We start from the raw sequence: 15932 nt of genomic DNA, 5'->3' as shown, positions 1-15932 counted from the left end.
TGATCGAGCCCGGGCTTCTGTGCGTCGGTGACTGGTATCCACACGGCAAAGTCCGTCGCCTCCATCTCTCGCATCGCTCAATGGCGGGACATTCCTGCCGTGCGCCTGGGTTCGTTCGTCTTGTATCCGCCGACGTTCGCCAACCTCGTTGATGATGCTTTCCCTAAGTGCTGTGCTAGCTGACTAGTTGTCTCGACCTTGCGACGATTGTTGTCGCCGCCGTGGCACTTTCTGCGTCTTGCTTCGTTTCAGTTGCGATCTTGACTGGGGTTGTGTTCCTGAAAGTCGTGACAGTCAGATCTGTGCATTGCAGCAACGAGTGAAAGGGCTGTCGGCGCTGTCGATGGTGCGTTGCTCGTGACCGCGAGGATTGTGCGTTGCAACTAACTTCTTGCGGTTGCAGAGGTTTTTCCGCAGGGACCTGGAACTTATCTCATTTGTAAGAAAGTGATGACCCGCCTCTTGAAGCTTGCATCGCATCGACCAAATGATGGCCGTCACTGAGAAGTTTGAGTTTGTCATGCCCGCATTTATGGAAAAGACCTTCGGCCCCACGGAACTTGAAGTCCTCGATATCGTACTCGAGAATTGGCGAGCGAAGTATCATCTCGAGAGGAGCGATCCGGACGTCAGTATCGCGGCTGCGGTCATGATCAACCTGTTCCGGGAAGGCAATCACACGATTCCGGAACTGGAAACAGCGCTTGCCGGCCACAAAGCGCTCGCTGATCTCATTTCATGACGCTTGCCGCTTGCATCGGTCGGAGCCTGGCGTGATGATGGACGTAATGTTCCTCTGAGCCGGTAAATCGCCTGATGCCCTACCAGACCACGATCGAGCAGACGGTCTTTCGTTTCCGTGATCTGAAGGATCTCTTGGCCAAGGCGACGCCCGAGCGGTCTGGTGACCAGCTTGCGGGGGTGGCGGCAGAGGGTCCGGTAGAGCGGCTTGCGGCGCAGATCACACTCGCAGACCTGCCGCTTAAGGCATTCCTCGCCGAGGAGCTGATCGCGGCCGAGACCGACGAGGTCTCGCAACTGATTGCCGACCAGCACGACCTTTCGGCATTCGCACCGATCTCGTCGCTGACGGTCGGCGAGTTCCGCGAATGGCTGTTGAAGCCCGAGACGGGGCAGCGTCAGCTGGAGGCAATCACGTTCGGCCTGACGCCTGAAATGGTGGCAGCGGTCTCCAAGATCATGCGTGTTCAGGACCTGATCTCGGTTGCGGCCAAACGCGAGGTCGTGACACGCTTTCGCTCGACGATCGGTCTTTCGGGCCGGCTTTCGACCCGCAACCAGCCCAATCATCCAACGGATGACTCGCGCGGTATCGCAGCGTCCGCCGTCGACGGTCTACTGATGGGGTCGGGCGATGCAGTGATAGGCGTCAATCCTGCAACCGATAGCATTGAGGATTACGTCCGGATCGTCTCCCTGCTCGATGAGTTGCGCTCCCGTCTGTCGATCCCTACCCAGACCTGCTGCCTCGGCCATGTCACGACGGCCATCCGGGCAATCGAGCAACAGGCTCCTGTCGATCTGGTATTCCAGTCGATCGCCGGCTCGCAAAAGGCAAACGAAGGTTTCGGTGTCAATCTGGCGATGCTAAAGGAAGCCCATGACGCGGCGCGGGCTCTCAAACGCGGCCCTGTCGATGCGAACCTGATGTATTTCGAAACCGGACAGGGTGCGGCGCTTTCCGCCGATGCGCATTTCGGTGTGGATCAGCAGACGATGGAAGTGCGCGCCTATGCGGTTGCTCGGGCGTTCGATCCACTTCTGGTCAACACGGTCGTCGGCTTTATCGGACCCGAATATCTCTTCAACGGCAAGCAAATCATCCGCGCCGGGTTGGAGGACCACTTCTGCGGCAAGCTCATGGGTCTGCCGATGGGGGTCGACGTCTGCTACACAAACCATGCGGATGCTGACCAGGAAGACATGGATACGCTCCTGACCCTGCTCTGTGCCGCCAATGTGAACTTCGTCATCACCGTGCCAGGCGCTGACGATATCATGCTCAATTACCAGTCTCTGTCGCACCACGACGCCGTTTACTGCCGCGAGACTCTAAAACGCCCGCCTGCACCGGAATTCGAAGCATGGTTGAACGAGATGGGGCTCACCGATCCGGCAGGCTATTTGAAGGACGATCCGGTGCGGCTGACCCGGCACCTGTCCGAGCTTGCTCTTCTTGGAGCCTCGGCATGACGGATCGCGATCAGCCTGTCCCGGTGGAAGACACCGAAAAGCGCAGCCTCGATCTCAGGTCGATGACCGCGGCCCGGGTATCGCTCGGACGCTTCGGCGCCGGTCAGCCGACAAAGGTGCAACTCGCGTTCCTGATGGATCACGCACGGGCTCGCGAGGCGGTGTGGAGCGGGATGGATCGCCATGGCCTTTCGCAGCGTCTGAAGTCGATGGGCCTTGGCGCAATCGAGGTCGCAAGCCTTGCGGAAGATCGCGGAACATACGTCCGTCGCCCGGATCTTGGCCGGCAACTTTCCGGACCGTCTGTCGATTTGCTTCGTTCGGTGAGACCCGAAAGCGGCGACAATTTCGATGTGGTCATCGTTGTCGCCGATGGGTTGTCGTCCAATGCGGTGGAAATCAACGCAACGCCGCTGATCGAGGCGCTTCAAACACGCTTGAAGGAATTGAATCTTTCCCTGGCGCCGATCGTTCTGGCTGAAAATGCGCGGGTTGCGCTGGCAGACCCGGTCGGCGAGGCACTGGGTGCCAAGCTATCGATCATTCTGATCGGGGAGCGACCGGGGCTTTCGGCAGCCGACAGTCTCGGCGCCTATGTCACCTACGAACCGAGGTCAGGCACGCCCGATTCCCGACGCAACTGCATATCGAACATCCGCGACGGCGGGATGTCGATTGCCAGCGCGGCCGATGCGATCACGGCTCTGGTCAAGGCGATGGTGCAGACCGGTATCAGCGGCGTTGCCCTGCGCGACGCAGCAGCGCTCCTGGGTTAGGCCACATATCAAAAGGGCGGCACCTTAGAAAGGTACCGCCCTTTTGACGCTTGGGAGCGTATCTTATTCCGCCGGCTGCAGGACAGGGGCTACCGGATCGCCGGTCAGCTCACCGGCCATCGCCTTGTCCAGCATGTCCTTGTCCAGCTCGTTTTCCCAGCGTGCGACGACAATGGTCGCAACCGCGTTGCCGACGAGGTTGGTCAGGGCGCGGCACTCCGACATGAAGCGGTCGATGCCGAGGATGAGCGCCATGCCGGCGACTGGGACGGAGGGAACAACCGATAGCGTTGCAGCCAGCGTGATGAAGCCTGCACCGGTGATGCCGGCGGCACCCTTGGAACTCAGCATGGCAACGAGCAGAAGCAGGATCTGATCACCAAGTGACAGGTCGATTCCCGTCGCCTGGGCGATGAAGAGTGCTGCCAGCGTCATGTAAATGTTGGTGCCGTCGAGGTTGAACGAGTAACCGGTCGGGATGACCAGGCCGACAACCGAGCGCTTGCAGCCCGCACGTTCCATCTTCTGCATCAGGCCGGGAAGCGCTGCTTCCGACGACGAGGTGCCGAGAACGAGCAGCAGTTCCTCTTTGATGTAGCGGATCAGCGAGAAGATCGAGAAACCGTTATACTTCGCCACGGCGCCCAACACCACGATCACGAACAGAAGTGCGGTGATGTAGAATGTCAGGATCAGGTAGGCGAGGTTGGCGACCGAGCCGATGCCGTATTTGCCGATGGTAAATGCCATCGCGCCGAAGGCGCCGATCGGAGCGGCCTTCATCAGGATCGCAACAAGACGGAAGATCGGAGCGGTGAGCGAGATCAGGAAGTCCGTGACCGGCTTGCCCTTTTCGCCGACCATGCCGAGCGAGATACCGAACAGGACCGAGAAGAACAGGACCTGAAGAATGTCACCCTGGGCAAACGCGCCAACGATGGTTTCCGGGATGATGTTCATCAGGAAGCCGGTGATCGTCGTCTCATGCGCCTTGGTTGCGTAGGTCGCCACAGCCTTGCCGTCCAGCGTGGACGGATCGATGTTCATTCCGGCACCCGGATGCAGCAGGTTGCCGACAATCAGGCCGACGATCAGTGCGAGCGTCGAGAAGGTCAGGAAGTAGAGCATCGCCTTGCCGGCGACCCGGCCAACCTTCTTCAGGTCGGACATGCCGGCGATGCCGGTTGCCACGGTGAGGAAGATCACGGGAGCGATGATCATCTTGACCAGCCGGATGAAGGCGTCGCCAAGCGGCTTCAGGCTGGCGCCGAATTCAGGCCAGAAGTGGCCGATCAGCATGCCCGCGATGATTGCGACGACGACCTGGAAATACAGGTGGCGATAGAATGGCAATGCCGCCGGGGTCCCGGCTGCGGGTGTTGGGATATCCATAAAGTCCTCCAGTCGCCCCGCTCAAGGTTCCTACCCGGGGCATGTTCTCAGAATTGAGCTAGAGGGGAGCAAGCAGCGTGCCACTTTGCGCCGGCGCGATTAAGTCATTGAATTTCATGAAGAGGGCTTTGCGGCTATTTCCTAGATACTTCTCGAAATGTGCGAAACTCCGCACTTGTTCTTGATGGCTGTGCGGAATTGTGCTCAGTAGAGCCATGTCCAATACGAACGGTCCCAAGGTCGATGAACGGCTTCTCCGGAAATTCCGATTGGCTTGGATCACGTTTGGAGTGGTCGCGCTCTGTATTGTGGTCGCCGCAGGGTTTGCGGTCGAGCGCTACGGCCGTGCATCAGCGTTAACGCGACTGGAAGCGCAGGCTCGAACGGATGCGGACCTGAAGGTTGCTCTTCTGCAGGCCGTGCTCGAGCGACCGCGGGCGCTACCGTTGCTTCTGGCCGGTGACCGCGAGGTCCGCGACGCTTTGGTCAACTTGAGCGCCGATGCGGCTATTGCGAAGAGAGAGGCACTGGATGCCAAACTCGAAGACCTGGTCGTTAAGACCAATGCCAGCGTGATCTATGTCGTTGGCCCGGACGGGATTGCGATCTCGTCGAGCAATTGGCGGGAGCCAACAAGCTTTGTCGGCAACGACTATACCTTCCGTGCCTATTTCACGCGGGCGATGCAGAAGGGGGCGGCTGAACATTTCGCACTGGGCAGCGTCAGCAAACGGCCCGGTCTCTACATCTCGCAACGCGTCGGTCCGGCCGAAGCGCCGCTCGGCGTGGTCGTTGCAAAGATGGAGTTCGATCAGCTGGAAGCGGACTGGCGCAACTCGCAGCGCCCTTCGTTTGTTGTTGATTCCAGCAACGTCGTACTGATCACCAGCCTCCCATCCTGGCGGTTCATGACGACCCAGCCGCTGGATCCGGACGATCTCGGCGCCATTCGCCAAAGTCTCCAATTCGGCGATGCGCCGCTTCTTCCCCTGCCATTCATCCGTCAGCAGCCGGTCGGAGACAACGCGCGGACGCTGCAGGCTATTCTTCCGGGAGGCGCGGGAGCAGAAGACTTCCTGGAGATCACGACCCCGATCCCGTCGACCCCCTGGCGCTTCGAATATCTTCTGCCAATTTCCAAGGCGATGTCGGATGCGCTTCGCGAAACACGGCTGATGGCGATCCTGGTCGTAACGACACTATTGGCGCTGGCAGCGTTCCTGCTGCGACGTCGGCAGGTGACCGAAATGGCGATTGCCCAGCAGAGGCTTGCGCGGGAAGATCTCGAAAATCGGGTTGCGGCGCGCACGATCGACCTCAGTCTGGCGCGTGACAGGCTGGAGGCGGAGATCATGGATCACAAGCAGACCGAAAGCCGGCTGCAGTCCGTCCAGCAGGATCTGGTACATGCCAACAGGCTTGCCATCCTCGGCCAGGTTGCAGCCGGTGTCGCCCACGAGATCAACCAGCCTGTCGCGACGATCCGCGCCTATGCGGACAATTCCAAGGTACTGCTCGAACGGGGCAGGGCCGAGACTGCGGTCGAAAATCTAGATCACATCGCGTCTCTCACGGAACGGATCGGTGCGATTACGGATGATCTGAAGGCACTTGCGCGCAAAGGCCGACCGGCTCCGGAACCGGTCCTGCTGCAGGAAGTCTTCGACGGTGCGACCATGCTGGTTCGCAGCCGCTTCACCGGACGAATGGATACGCTGAAGATCACGCCGCCGCCAAGCGGGCTGGTCGTGATGGGGAGCCGGTTGCGGCTGGAACAGGTGTTTATCAATCTGTTCCAGAATGCGCTGGAGGCTGTTGAGGGCCGACCGGATGCGCTGATCCAGGTGACGACGGATGTGTCTGCCGATCGGGTGCTGGTGCATGTCTGCGACAACGGTCCCGGCATCGCGCCGCAGATTCTCAAGGCTCTGTTCGAGCCCTTCAACTCGTCGAAGGAAAAAGGGCTGGGGCTCGGCCTCGTCATCTCCAAAGACATCGTCACCGATTACGGCGGGCGCATCGAGGTCGAGAGCCGCGATGGACGGACCTGCTTTACAATATCGCTCGTGAGAGCTGATGAGGAAAACGATCATGACAGAGCCTGACATGGGCGCGGTACCGGTTATCCTGATAGACGACGATGCGGATCTCCTGCGCGCTACCGGCCAGACGCTGGAGCTTGCCGGTTTCGAGCCAATCGCTTTCACCTCGGCTACGGATGCCCTGTCTAAAATTTCCGCGGACTTCCCGGGCATCGTCGTCTCCGACATTCGAATGCCGGGGCTCGATGGTCTCGAACTTTACGACCGCCTCCGCAGTCTGGACGAAGAGCTGCCGGTCATTCTGATGACCGGCCACGGCGATATCCCAATGGCTGTGAAGGCCATCCAAAGCGGCGTCTACGACTTCCTTGCCAAGCCGTTTGCGACGGAAAGGCTTGTGCAATGCGTCCGGCGCGCTGCTGAAAAGCGACGTCTGACACTGGAAAACCGCCGGCTGCGCGCAGCAGCTCAGAGTTCCAGCCAGGAATCCCCGTTGATCGGCCAGACACCGGTCATGCAGCGACTACGCAACATGCTTCGCCAGATCGCCGATACCGATATCGATGTCCTCGTCACCGGCGAGACCGGAAGCGGCAAGGAAATCGTTGCCGGTCTTCTGCATGGATGGAGCCGCCGTGCCGCCGGGAACTTCGTGGCGCTCAATTGCGGCGCCTTGCCGCAGCAGGTGATCGAAAGCGAGCTGTTCGGTCACGAACCGGGCGCCTTCACCGGCGCGCAGAAAAAGCGCATCGGTCGCATCGAGCACTCGAGCGGCGGCACGCTTTTTCTCGATGAGATCGAGAGCATGCCGATGTCTGCGCAGGTGCAGATGCTGCGCGTGCTGGAGATGCGCGAGGTGATGCCGCTCGGGACAAACGAAGTGCGTCCCGTGGATCTGCGGATCATCGCCGCGTCCAAGGTGGATCTGGGCGATCAGGCTCAGCGCGAGACGTTTCGGGAAGACCTCTATTTCCGGTTGAACGTCGTCACGATCGCCATTCCGCCTCTGCGGGAGCGGCCGGACGATATTCCCCTGTTGTTCAGCTATTTCGCAGATCGTGCCGCAACCCGCTTCGATCGGGAAGCACCCTCGATCACGCCAACAATCGGCCAGTACCTGCGCGACCATCACTGGCCCGGCAACGTCCGTGAGTTGTCGCATTTTGCCGAGCGTGTGGTTCTGGGGCTTGATCCGACAAGCTCTCCCGCTCGGCAATCAGCCGATCCGGAAACGGGTTCGCTGCCCCAGCGGCTGGAGCGATACGAAGCCGAGATCATTCGTGAAACGCTGAAGACGTGTGATGGCGATGTGCAGCAGACGATTGCAGCGCTCGGCATTCCCCGCAAGACCTTCTACGACAAGCTGCAGCGCCACGGCATCGTCAGAAGCGAATTCGCGGACAAGCGCCTTTCCTGAACTTGCTCGCGGCTCCGCGTTTGCGGGCGACGCCGATCAGCGGCGCGCGTATCGCGCATAGGCAAGGTCGGTTGCATCGATGTCGGGCGTTTTGCCGCTGACGAGATCGCTGATCACCCGCGCCGAGCCGCAGCTCATCGTCCAGCCCAGCGTTCCGTGCCCGGTATTGAGGTAGAGACCACTGATCTTGGTTGCTCCGATCACCGGCGTTCCATCGGGTGTCATCGGACGAAGGCCCGACCAGAACGACGCCTTGGTGATATCGCCGCCGGGGAAAAGGTCGGTCACGGAATGTTCGAGCGTGCGCCTGCGCGGCGCACCGAGATCGTTCGTATAGCCGGAAATTTCGGCCATGCCGCCCACCCGGATGCGGTCGCCCAGCCGCGTGATGGCGATCTTGTAGGTCTCGTCCATGATCGTTGATTCCGGCGCGCGGCTGGCATCCTTGATCGGGATGGTCAGCGAATATCCCTTGACCGGATAGACCGGCAGATCGATGCCGTGGTCTTTCACGACCAGTGGCGAGTAGCTGCCGAGAGCAACCACGACCGCATCACCACGTAGCGTTTCGCGGTCCGTCACGACACCCCTGACCTTACCGCCTTCGACATCGAGCCGTTTGATGGTCGTACCATAGGCAAACCGGACGCCGAGCGCTTCGGCCTTGGCGGCGAGAAGATTAGTGAACTTGAAGCAGTCGCCGGTCTCGTCCTTGGGTGTCAAAAGTCCGCCGACGATCTTTTCGCGCACATGGGCGAGCGCCGGTTCTACCCGGATACAGCCTTCGGGATCGAGCACTTCATAGGGAATGCCATCGGCCGCGAGCGCCTTGACGTCCTTTGCGGAGGCGTCGAGCTGCTGCTGTGTGCGAAACAGCTGCAGCGTTCCCTGCATGCGCGCGTCGTAATCAATCCCGGTTTCATCCCGGACATCTGCAAGGCAGATCCGGCTGTAATCGGAAAGTCGCAGCATCCGGCTTTTGTTGATCGCGTAGCGCTCCGAGGTGCAGTTCGACAGCATCTTGAACATCCACGACAGCATGGCGCGATCAAGCTTCGGGCGCAGGATCAGCGGCGCGTGCTCCATGAAGATCCACTTGAGTGCCTTTCGCGGAATGCCCGGTGCCGCCCAGGGAGAGCAGTAACCGAACGAGACTTCGCCGGCATTGGCGAAACTTGTTTCGAGCGCAGGGCCTGTCTGGCGATCGACAACGACGACCTCGTGGCCGGCCTTGGCCAGTTGATAGGCGGTGGTCGTGCCGATGACGCCGGCGCCGAGTACGATGACTTTCATGGCATTCCCCTAGACGTCTTGCAGCTGAACTTGGCGGTATAGTCTTTGGTAACGGTGCCCTAGGCCCGTGAGTATCTCATAGGATATCGTTCCGGCGGCCTCGGCAATCTCTTCCAGCGTCTGGTGTTCCCCGACCACCTCGACGAGACTGCCGAGTGTCAAAGTATCCTTTGGCAGCGCGCTGACATCGATGATGATGCTGTCCATGGAAACCCGCCCGACGATCGGCAGTCGTACGCCAGCGTGATACACCGCACCCGTGCCGCTGAGGGCACGGGGCAGGCCGTCCGCATATCCGGCTGCGATCGTTGCCAGATGCATCTCTCGGTCAGCAATATGCGATCCGCCATAGCCGATCCGGGTTCCGGTCGGCACGGTACGTGTCTGAACCACGGCGACATCGAGTCTGACGACCGGCTCCATCGGGTTTGGAGAGCCGGGGGTCGGGTTGCCGCCGTAAAGCGCAATGCCGGGCCGCGCCAGCGTGTGGTGGAAATCGCCACCCAGAAAGATGCCGCCGGAATTGGCGAGGCAAATCCGAATTCCCGGAAACAGACGAGAAAGTCTTTCAAATTCCGCCAGCTGCTCGCCGTTCATAAGGTTTGCGCCTTCGTCGGCGCATGCGAGATGGCTCATGACGAACTGGAATTCCAAGCCGGCATGCTCGTTCATTTCCCGGGACAGGATGCTGCATTCTTCCGGCGACAAACCGAGACGGGACATGCCGCTGTCGACCTGCAGAGCTGCGGGCAGCGACCGGCCAGACTGCCGCGCGAGCTCAGACCAGCGGCGCAACTGAGGCAAAGAGTTCAGGACCGGGATGATGCCATCAGCCGCACAACGCTCCTCATTGCCCGGCTGCAACCCGTTCAAGACATAGAGACGTGCATCGGCAGGGAGAGTATCCTTGAGCCGGATGGCCTCGACGAACTGGGCCACGAAAAAGTCCCGGCATCCGGCATCGCCGAGCGTTCTCGATACGACCGTTGCACCAAGTCCATAGGCATCAGCCTTCACGACCGCTGCGCAGTGTGCCGGTCGAAGCATGTCGGCGAGCGTCTCGTAGTTGCGCCGGAGGGCACCCAGATCGATTGTCAGGTATCCCGATGCACCCTCGGCAACGAACTGTACTTCGGCGTCACCAAACGAGGACGAAATATCCATGCTGCTGCCCTCCCTGTGAGAGCAGATTATTTGAATATTCGGTGAGTTTGGTGCTATTTGATGACAGGATGTGCGACGAATATCGATATTCTGGTGAATTCTGTCGTGTTTTGAAAGAATATGCATGGAAGCGATAGATGCGATCGACCGTAACCTTCTCCGGCTCCTTCGTCTGAACGGGCGGATCAGCAATGCGGCACTGGCCGCGGAAGTCGGGTTGTCTGCCTCCGCGTGTCTCAGGCGCGTCAAGCTCCTGGAAGAAGCCGGCGTCATCCGCGGGTATACGGCGCTGATCGACAATGGCCAGATCGAGAGCGCCATCGCCGTGATTATCAACATCACGCTGGAGCGGCAGACCGAGGATTACCTCAACCGGTTCGAAGCTGCTGTGAGGAAACATCCGGAAATTCAGGAATGCTTCCTGATGACCGGTGGCTCGGATTATATCCTGAGGGTGGAAGTTGCGAGCGCCGGCGCGTTCGAGCGCATCCACAAGGAAATCCTGTCGGCACTTCCCGGGGTTTTGCGGATCCATTCCAGCTTTTCCATCCGAAACGTGCTTGCCTCACGTTCGAAAAACCGTCGTTAGAAGATCGCTCCCGACAGTTCACCTTCGCGAATTGAGGCCGGTTTCGAGGTTGCATATTCCCGTTGCAAGCTCGATAAAATTGCAATAACGTGATCGTCAGTCACAAGCATTTTACGCATAGCATCCAAAAATTCTGACCTTTGAATTTGGCGTCCTCTTAACTCAGCGGGCGAACGATGATGCATGACGATCAGCAGTACACTCACGAAGACAATTCCAGACAGATCTTCCAGGAGCTGAAATTCCGCTCTTTGACGGTGAAAAACCGTCTTTTCCGATCGAATGTCTCGGGGCAGTTCGACGATTACAACGGTCACGGCGGCTCTGCGCGTCTGAATTGGGAGGAGAAATTCGCCCGCGGCGGGGTCGGCTGTATCATCTCGTCTTTCACGCCGGTTTCCGTGCGTGGGCGAATCCTCGTGCGCTACGCGATGATCGACAATGACGACAAAATTCCGTTCTGGAGGGCGGTCGGCGAACGGGTTCACGCCCACGACTGTCGGTTCTTGATGCAGCTCAGTCATTCGGGCCGCCAGCAGGACATGGGCGGTGCTGAAAACCTCTACAAAAGGGGACTGAGCTCAACGAACAAAAGCGATTACTTTCACGGCCTGCTCGCCGAAGCGATGAGCAGGGAGGATATTCGCACTGTCGTCGAGCAGTTTGCCCAGGGCGCGCGCCGGGCCAAAGAGGCCGGTCTCGACGGTGTCGAGCTGCATGGCGCCAACGGCTATCTCATCACGCAGTTTCTCAGCAGCGGCATCAATGACCGCACCGACGAATATGGCGGCGACTGGGAAGGGCGGGCGCGGTTCGTGCTGGAGATCGTTCGCGCCATTCGCCGCGAGGTCGGTCAGGACTTTCACCTGCAGATGAAGATCAACGGGGTCGATCACAACGACTGGCTCTATCCCTGGATCAGGAAGGGCAATACGCTCGACGAGACGGTCAAGATCTGTACCCTCCTGCTGGATGGCGGCAAGGGTGTCGATGCCTTCCATATTTCCAGCGGGTCGACCTTTCCGCACCCCCGCAACCCGCCGGGTGATCTGCCCCTGAACGACCTGCGGCGCTGGTATGACGGCATGCTTTCGCAAGGCACAAGGGCGCGTTTCAACTATTCGATCTTTTCGAATCCGGTCCTGGGACCTGCATTTGTGGCCTGGTGGCGTTTCCGGCGGGGGAAAGTCATCGAAGGCATCAACCTCGATTATGCCCGCGCTGTCACGGAAGCGGTCCGGGGCATCGATCAAAGCGTCAAGGTTCTCTGTACGGGCGGTTTTCAGCATGCCGATGTGATCGGCGAGGCGATCCGCAGCGGCGCCTGCGATGGCGTCAGCATGGCAAGACCGTTGATTGCCAACAATGATTTGCCAAAGATCCTCAAGACCCAGAATGGCCCGGACAAAGGCCGCGAGTGCACCTATTGCAACAAGTGTCTTCTCAATGATCTGGAGAACCCTCTCGGCTGCTACGAGGTAAAACGGTATCCCGGGTCAACGTTTGAGGCCCGGCATCAGAACATGATCGACGAGGTGATGTCGGTGTTTACGCCGCCAGCCTTTCCGGGAAGCGTTGTGGCGACACCACCTCAGGCGGTGGAGGCGGAGCCATGAGTGATCTCAACGATCCGCTGACCCCGGTCGAGATCGTCCTCGGGCGCAAGCGGAAAATCGTCGTGGTGATCGCAGTGCTTGTGCTCGCAGCGATCGTCTACTGGCTCGTTTTCGTCAACCAGTATGTCGTCGCGTTCCGAAACCAGGAAGATCATTTCCTCTACGGCTCGATTGGCAGCGAGGCATCGACCGGGCCACCCTACTGGGTCTTCAAGGCGCTGCCGGTGATGTATGCCGACAAGCTTGGGCCGGCCGGATGGGGTCATTTCGGCATGCTTTACGAGAAGCCGGGCGACGACCTGCCGATCGGCGTCTCCAGGCGCATCGTGTCCGGAGTCGATCGCGTCTGGCTGAACTGCTCGGTTTGTCATGTCGGAACCTACACGCTTCCGAACCAGACGGAGCGGCATCTGGTCTACGGTGCACCTTCAAACAATTTGCGGCTTCAGGAATTCATTCTCTTCTTCATCGACCTCGGGTCGGATCCCGGGTTTACCGCCGACCGGCTGATCGCCGCGATCAACAGTCCAGAAGTCGGCGGTCATCTCAATGCGTTCGAGCAGGTGGTGTATCGCTATGTGATCTTTCCGCGCCTCCAGGCGGCATTCGCAGATCTCGGCAAACGGCTGACATTCGTTGCGCGGCAGGAGAAATGGGGACCCGGGCGGGTGGATACATTCAACCCCTATAAAAGCCTGCAGTTCAACTTTCCGATGGACGCTGCATCGATCAGTGATGGAGCGCTGAACGGAAGCTCCGATTATCCGTCGATCTGGCAGCAACGGCCGCGGGAGGGAATGAACCTTCACTGGGACGGCAATAACAATTCGGTTGCCGAGCGCAACCTGAGCGCAGCACTCGGCGCAGGTGTGACACCGGTAACGGTGGATCGACCGTCGATCCGCCGCATCGAACAATGGATGTGGGATCTTCCTGCGCCACAGTTTCCGGCAAAGGTTGATGTCGACGCTGCCGAGCGCGGCAGGGAAGTGTTCTCGGATACCTGCGCCGGTTGCCATGGCATGAAGACAGGCGGAACCTATTCCTACAATACCGATCATTTCAAGCGGCTCGGCCAGACGGTCGCACTGGCCGATATCGGGACGGATCGCGGCCGCTGGGCCTCCTACACACCGGATTTTGCGGCCGCACAGAACCAGCTCTATGCGGGCTATCCGTGGCGTTTCAAGCGGTTCCACAAGACCAACGGCTATGCGAACCATCCCCTCGACGGGATCTGGGCCCGCTCGCCCTATCTGCACAATGGGTCCGTACCGACGCTGCGGGATCTGCTCGAACCCTCGTCGCAGCGGCCGGCCCGGTGGTATCGCGGCAGCGAGGTGCTCGACCTGGCACGGGTCGGATATCGATCCGACGATGCGGCACCGGGCGATCAGTTGTTTCTCTATGACACCTCGAAAACCGGCAATTCCAACCGCGGACACGAGGGCAAAGCTTATGGCACGGAGCTTTCCGGAGCCGATAAGGATGCCCTCGTCGAATACATGAAGACGCTATGATCAGGACCCGCTCGCTCAGCACCTGGAAGGCCCGTCACGCCATCGTCGTATGGATCGGCGTGATCCTGAACCTATGTTTCGTGCTGCCTCTGATCTTCTGCCCGGAATGGCTGCTTTCCCTGTTCGGCATCGTCGTCAACCAGGTGATCTGGGCGCAGTTCGCGGGCCTCCTGCTTGGTATTCTCTCCGTCTTCTATATTCCCGCGTCGATCGATATCGACCGCTACCGGATCTTTGCCTGGCTGCAGGTCTTTCCATCGCGCACAGCCGGCGTCGTGTTCTTCCTCCTTGCCGTGACGGTGTTCGACCAGCCGATCGGCTATATCACCGGTGTCCTTCTCGATGGTTCGGTGGCGATCCCGACGCTGATCTGCCTCCTCAACATCAGCCGCCTTGAACAGGAACTCGCCGACGGGGGCCGCTCATGAGTGTGCGCAAAACCCGGCTGTTCTGGAAAGGGCTTCTGGCGCTGCTGGTCGTCGTCGTGGCGGGTGCGCTTTCCGTTTATCTTCTTCTTTTCCGCCCGGTTGCCGCCCCTCGTACGGAGGATCTCGCCCGGCTTTTCAATCACGGCTCGATCGGCAATGAAGAGGTTCAGGGCCTGCCCTACTGGATCTGGCGCGTGCTGCCGCAGCTCTTTCCGGAGCATGTGCCGAACGGCAAGGATGGCTACGGTGCCTTCGGCATGTACTGGCGTGCCGGAGACAAGGTGCCAATCGGCTTTTCGGTGACGACACTGGGTGTCATCGATCGCGTCTCGCCCAACTGTGCCTTCTGCCATCAGGGCAGCTACCGGCTGAAACCCGATGAGCCTCGCGTGATGGTCTCGGCCGGTGCCGGAACGCGCGTTGATCCGCAGGCCTATATCCGCTTCCTGATCAAGGTCGGTGCCGATGCCCGCTTCACCGCGGACCGGGTGATGCGGGAAATCACCACGATCTACGACATGCCGCTTTATGAGAGGTTGCTCTACCGTTTCGTTCTGATCCCGGCAACCCGCAAGGCATTTCAGGATCAGGCACGGCGGTTCGCTTGGCAGGACACTCGACCCGACTGGGGCCCGGGCCGCATCGATCCTTTCAACCCCGTCAAATTCCAGAACCTCGAGCTCCCGGACGACGGCACGATCGGCAATTCCGACATGATGCCGCTGTGGAACATGAGCGAGCTTGCCCCGACGAACATTCGCACCTTCTCGCTTCATTGGGACGGGTTGCAAACGGATGTGCGCGAAACCGCGGTATCGGGCGCCATCGGCGATGGCATGAGTTCCAAAACCGTTCTGCGGACCCAAGAAAACCTCGACCGGATGATCGCCTTCACCTCGGTGCAGCGGCCGCCGCCTTCGCCGTTCAAGAGTAGTCGTGAGACGGACGATCCCCTTCGGGTTGACGCCTCCGCCGTCGATGCGGGGCAGGGGGTCTACCAGGCGCAGTGTGCCGTTTGCCATGACACGAACGGTGCGCGCTACCGATCTCCGATCCCGATTGTCGAACTCGGAACGGATCGGCATCGCATCGACATGTGGAGCCCCGTGGCGAAGTCCCGATATGCCGATTACGAGACTGGCTACCGGTGGGGGTTCACGCAGTTTCAGAAGGCGGAAGGCTACGTGGCCGTCGATATGGCGGGCCTGTGGTTGCGTGGGCCTTATCTGCATAATGGCAGCGTTCCGACGCTTGCCGATCTCCTCAAATCTCCGGAACAGAGGCCGAAGCAGTTTTATCGCGGCTCCGATCTCGTCGACACGGTGAACGGGGGTTTCGTCAGCGCCGAGCAACCGGAAACGGGCGGGTTTCTCTATGACACGAGCCTGCCGGGCAACGGCAATGGCGGCCATCTCTGGGGCACGGACCTGCCGCAGGCCGAAAAGGACAATTTGCTCGCCTATCTGAAGACACTTTGAAAC

Annotated in this window: 13 protein-coding genes; 10 read left to right on the top strand and 3 right to left on the bottom strand. The window is 59.9% G+C overall.

All coding sequences use genetic code 11. The annotated features are described in order from the left end of the window. Positions 1-520 precede the first annotated feature (520 nt). The 3 genes from BLW69_RS19280 (at position 521) to eutC (ending at position 2990) form a co-directional block, all read left to right on the top strand. Positions 521-742 (top strand): hypothetical protein, encoded by a 222-nt coding sequence (locus BLW69_RS19280; protein WP_062460391.1) that lies wholly within the window; start codon positions 521-523, stop codon positions 740-742. Positions 743-816: 74 nt separating this feature from the next. Further along, positions 817-2214 carry an ethanolamine ammonia-lyase subunit EutB gene (locus BLW69_RS19275; protein ID WP_092664284.1) on the top strand — a complete coding sequence of 466 codons (1398 nt, stop codon included), beginning with the start codon at positions 817-819 and terminating at the stop codon, positions 2212-2214. Continuing rightward, on the top strand, positions 2211-2990 hold the full coding sequence (gene eutC / locus BLW69_RS19270) for an ethanolamine ammonia-lyase subunit EutC (protein ID WP_092664282.1): 780 nt from the start codon (positions 2211-2213) through the stop codon (positions 2988-2990). Before BLW69_RS19275 ends, eutC begins: the two co-directional genes overlap by 4 nt. 63 nt (positions 2991-3053) lie before the next feature. On the opposite strand, the gene BLW69_RS19265 is transcribed toward eutC, so the two are convergent. Next, a complete protein-coding gene (locus BLW69_RS19265; RefSeq protein ID WP_092664281.1) occupies positions 3054-4382 on the bottom strand; it encodes a dicarboxylate/amino acid:cation symporter in 1329 nt (442 codons plus the stop codon). Between the two features lie 215 nt (positions 4383-4597). On the opposite strand from BLW69_RS19265, the gene BLW69_RS19260 reads away from it, so the two are divergent. Together BLW69_RS19260 and BLW69_RS19255 are read left to right on the top strand one after the other, a co-directional pair. Beyond that, positions 4598-6487: a sensor histidine kinase gene (locus BLW69_RS19260; RefSeq protein ID WP_092664279.1), complete on the top strand. Its 1890-nt coding sequence runs from the start codon at positions 4598-4600 to the stop codon at positions 6485-6487. Further along, the gene (locus BLW69_RS19255) at positions 6474-7841 is read left to right on the top strand and encodes a sigma-54-dependent transcriptional regulator (protein WP_092664277.1); all 1368 of its coding nucleotides are present in this window, start codon (positions 6474-6476) and stop codon (positions 7839-7841) included. The genes BLW69_RS19260 and BLW69_RS19255 overlap by 14 nt, the downstream gene beginning before the upstream one ends. 36 nt (positions 7842-7877) lie before the next feature. Here BLW69_RS19255 and BLW69_RS19250 read toward each other — a convergent pair whose 3' ends face one another. Both BLW69_RS19250 and alr read right to left on the bottom strand, forming a co-directional pair. Further along, positions 7878-9134: a D-amino acid dehydrogenase gene (locus BLW69_RS19250; protein WP_092664275.1), complete on the bottom strand. Its 1257-nt coding sequence runs from the start codon at positions 9132-9134 to the stop codon at positions 7878-7880. A 9-nt stretch (positions 9135-9143) separates the two neighbouring features. Next, entirely contained in the window at positions 9144-10298 is a 1155-nt protein-coding gene (gene alr, locus BLW69_RS19245) for an alanine racemase (protein ID WP_092664273.1), read from the bottom strand. A gap of 124 nt (positions 10299-10422) precedes the next feature. Between alr and BLW69_RS19240 the strand changes: the two genes are divergently transcribed. From BLW69_RS19240 to BLW69_RS19220, 5 genes are all read left to right on the top strand, one after another. Beyond that, entirely contained in the window at positions 10423-10887 is a 465-nt protein-coding gene (locus BLW69_RS19240) for an Lrp/AsnC family transcriptional regulator (RefSeq protein ID WP_062458837.1), read from the top strand. Between the two features lie 179 nt (positions 10888-11066). Further along, positions 11067-12503 (top strand): NADH:flavin oxidoreductase, encoded by a 1437-nt coding sequence (locus tag BLW69_RS19235; RefSeq protein WP_092664271.1) that lies wholly within the window; start codon positions 11067-11069, stop codon positions 12501-12503. After that, positions 12500-14023 carry a c-type cytochrome gene (locus tag BLW69_RS19230; protein WP_092664269.1) on the top strand — a complete coding sequence of 508 codons (1524 nt, stop codon included), beginning with the start codon at positions 12500-12502 and terminating at the stop codon, positions 14021-14023. The genes BLW69_RS19235 and BLW69_RS19230 overlap by 4 nt, the downstream gene beginning before the upstream one ends. After that, on the top strand, positions 14020-14451 hold the full coding sequence (locus BLW69_RS19225; protein ID WP_062458841.1) for a hypothetical protein: 432 nt from the start codon (positions 14020-14022) through the stop codon (positions 14449-14451). The genes BLW69_RS19230 and BLW69_RS19225 overlap by 4 nt, the downstream gene beginning before the upstream one ends. After that, a complete protein-coding gene (locus BLW69_RS19220) occupies positions 14448-15929 on the top strand; it encodes a c-type cytochrome (protein WP_092664267.1) in 1482 nt (493 codons plus the stop codon). Before BLW69_RS19225 ends, BLW69_RS19220 begins: the two co-directional genes overlap by 4 nt. Positions 15930-15932: the final 3 nt, after the last annotated feature.

The sequence above is a fragment of the Rhizobium sp. NFR12 genome, assembly GCF_900108545.1.
GTDB classification, from domain to species: Bacteria; Pseudomonadota; Alphaproteobacteria; order Rhizobiales; family Rhizobiaceae; genus Neorhizobium; species Neorhizobium soli.
The sequence above is the reverse complement of the archived record's forward strand: the minus strand, read 5'-3'. Positions and strand labels throughout refer to the sequence as shown.

What these genes read in the sequence shown, in the direction of transcription:
- BLW69_RS19280 (WP_062460391.1), top strand. Translation starts at nt 521, where the DNA reads ATGCCCGCATTTATGGAAAAGACCTTCGGCCCCACGGAACTTGAAGTC.
- BLW69_RS19275 (WP_092664284.1), top strand. Translation starts at nt 817, where the DNA reads ATGCCCTACCAGACCACGATCGAGCAGACGGTCTTTCGTTTCCGTGAT.
- eutC (WP_092664282.1), top strand. Translation starts at nt 2,211, where the DNA reads ATGACGGATCGCGATCAGCCTGTCCCGGTGGAAGACACCGAAAAGCGC.
- BLW69_RS19265 (WP_092664281.1), bottom strand. Translation starts at nt 4,382, where the DNA reads ATGGATATCCCAACACCCGCAGCCGGGACCCCGGCGGCATTGCCATTC.
- BLW69_RS19260 (WP_092664279.1), top strand. Translation starts at nt 4,598, where the DNA reads ATGTCCAATACGAACGGTCCCAAGGTCGATGAACGGCTTCTCCGGAAA.
- BLW69_RS19255 (WP_092664277.1), top strand. Translation starts at nt 6,474, where the DNA reads ATGACAGAGCCTGACATGGGCGCGGTACCGGTTATCCTGATAGACGAC.
- BLW69_RS19250 (WP_092664275.1), bottom strand. Translation starts at nt 9,134, where the DNA reads ATGAAAGTCATCGTACTCGGCGCCGGCGTCATCGGCACGACCACCGCC.
- alr (WP_092664273.1), bottom strand. Translation starts at nt 10,298, where the DNA reads ATGGATATTTCGTCCTCGTTTGGTGACGCCGAAGTACAGTTCGTTGCC.
- BLW69_RS19240 (WP_062458837.1), top strand. Translation starts at nt 10,423, where the DNA reads ATGGAAGCGATAGATGCGATCGACCGTAACCTTCTCCGGCTCCTTCGT.
- BLW69_RS19235 (WP_092664271.1), top strand. Translation starts at nt 11,067, where the DNA reads ATGCATGACGATCAGCAGTACACTCACGAAGACAATTCCAGACAGATC.
- BLW69_RS19230 (WP_092664269.1), top strand. Translation starts at nt 12,500, where the DNA reads ATGAGTGATCTCAACGATCCGCTGACCCCGGTCGAGATCGTCCTCGGG.
- BLW69_RS19225 (WP_062458841.1), top strand. Translation starts at nt 14,020, where the DNA reads ATGATCAGGACCCGCTCGCTCAGCACCTGGAAGGCCCGTCACGCCATC.
- BLW69_RS19220 (WP_092664267.1), top strand. Translation starts at nt 14,448, where the DNA reads ATGAGTGTGCGCAAAACCCGGCTGTTCTGGAAAGGGCTTCTGGCGCTG.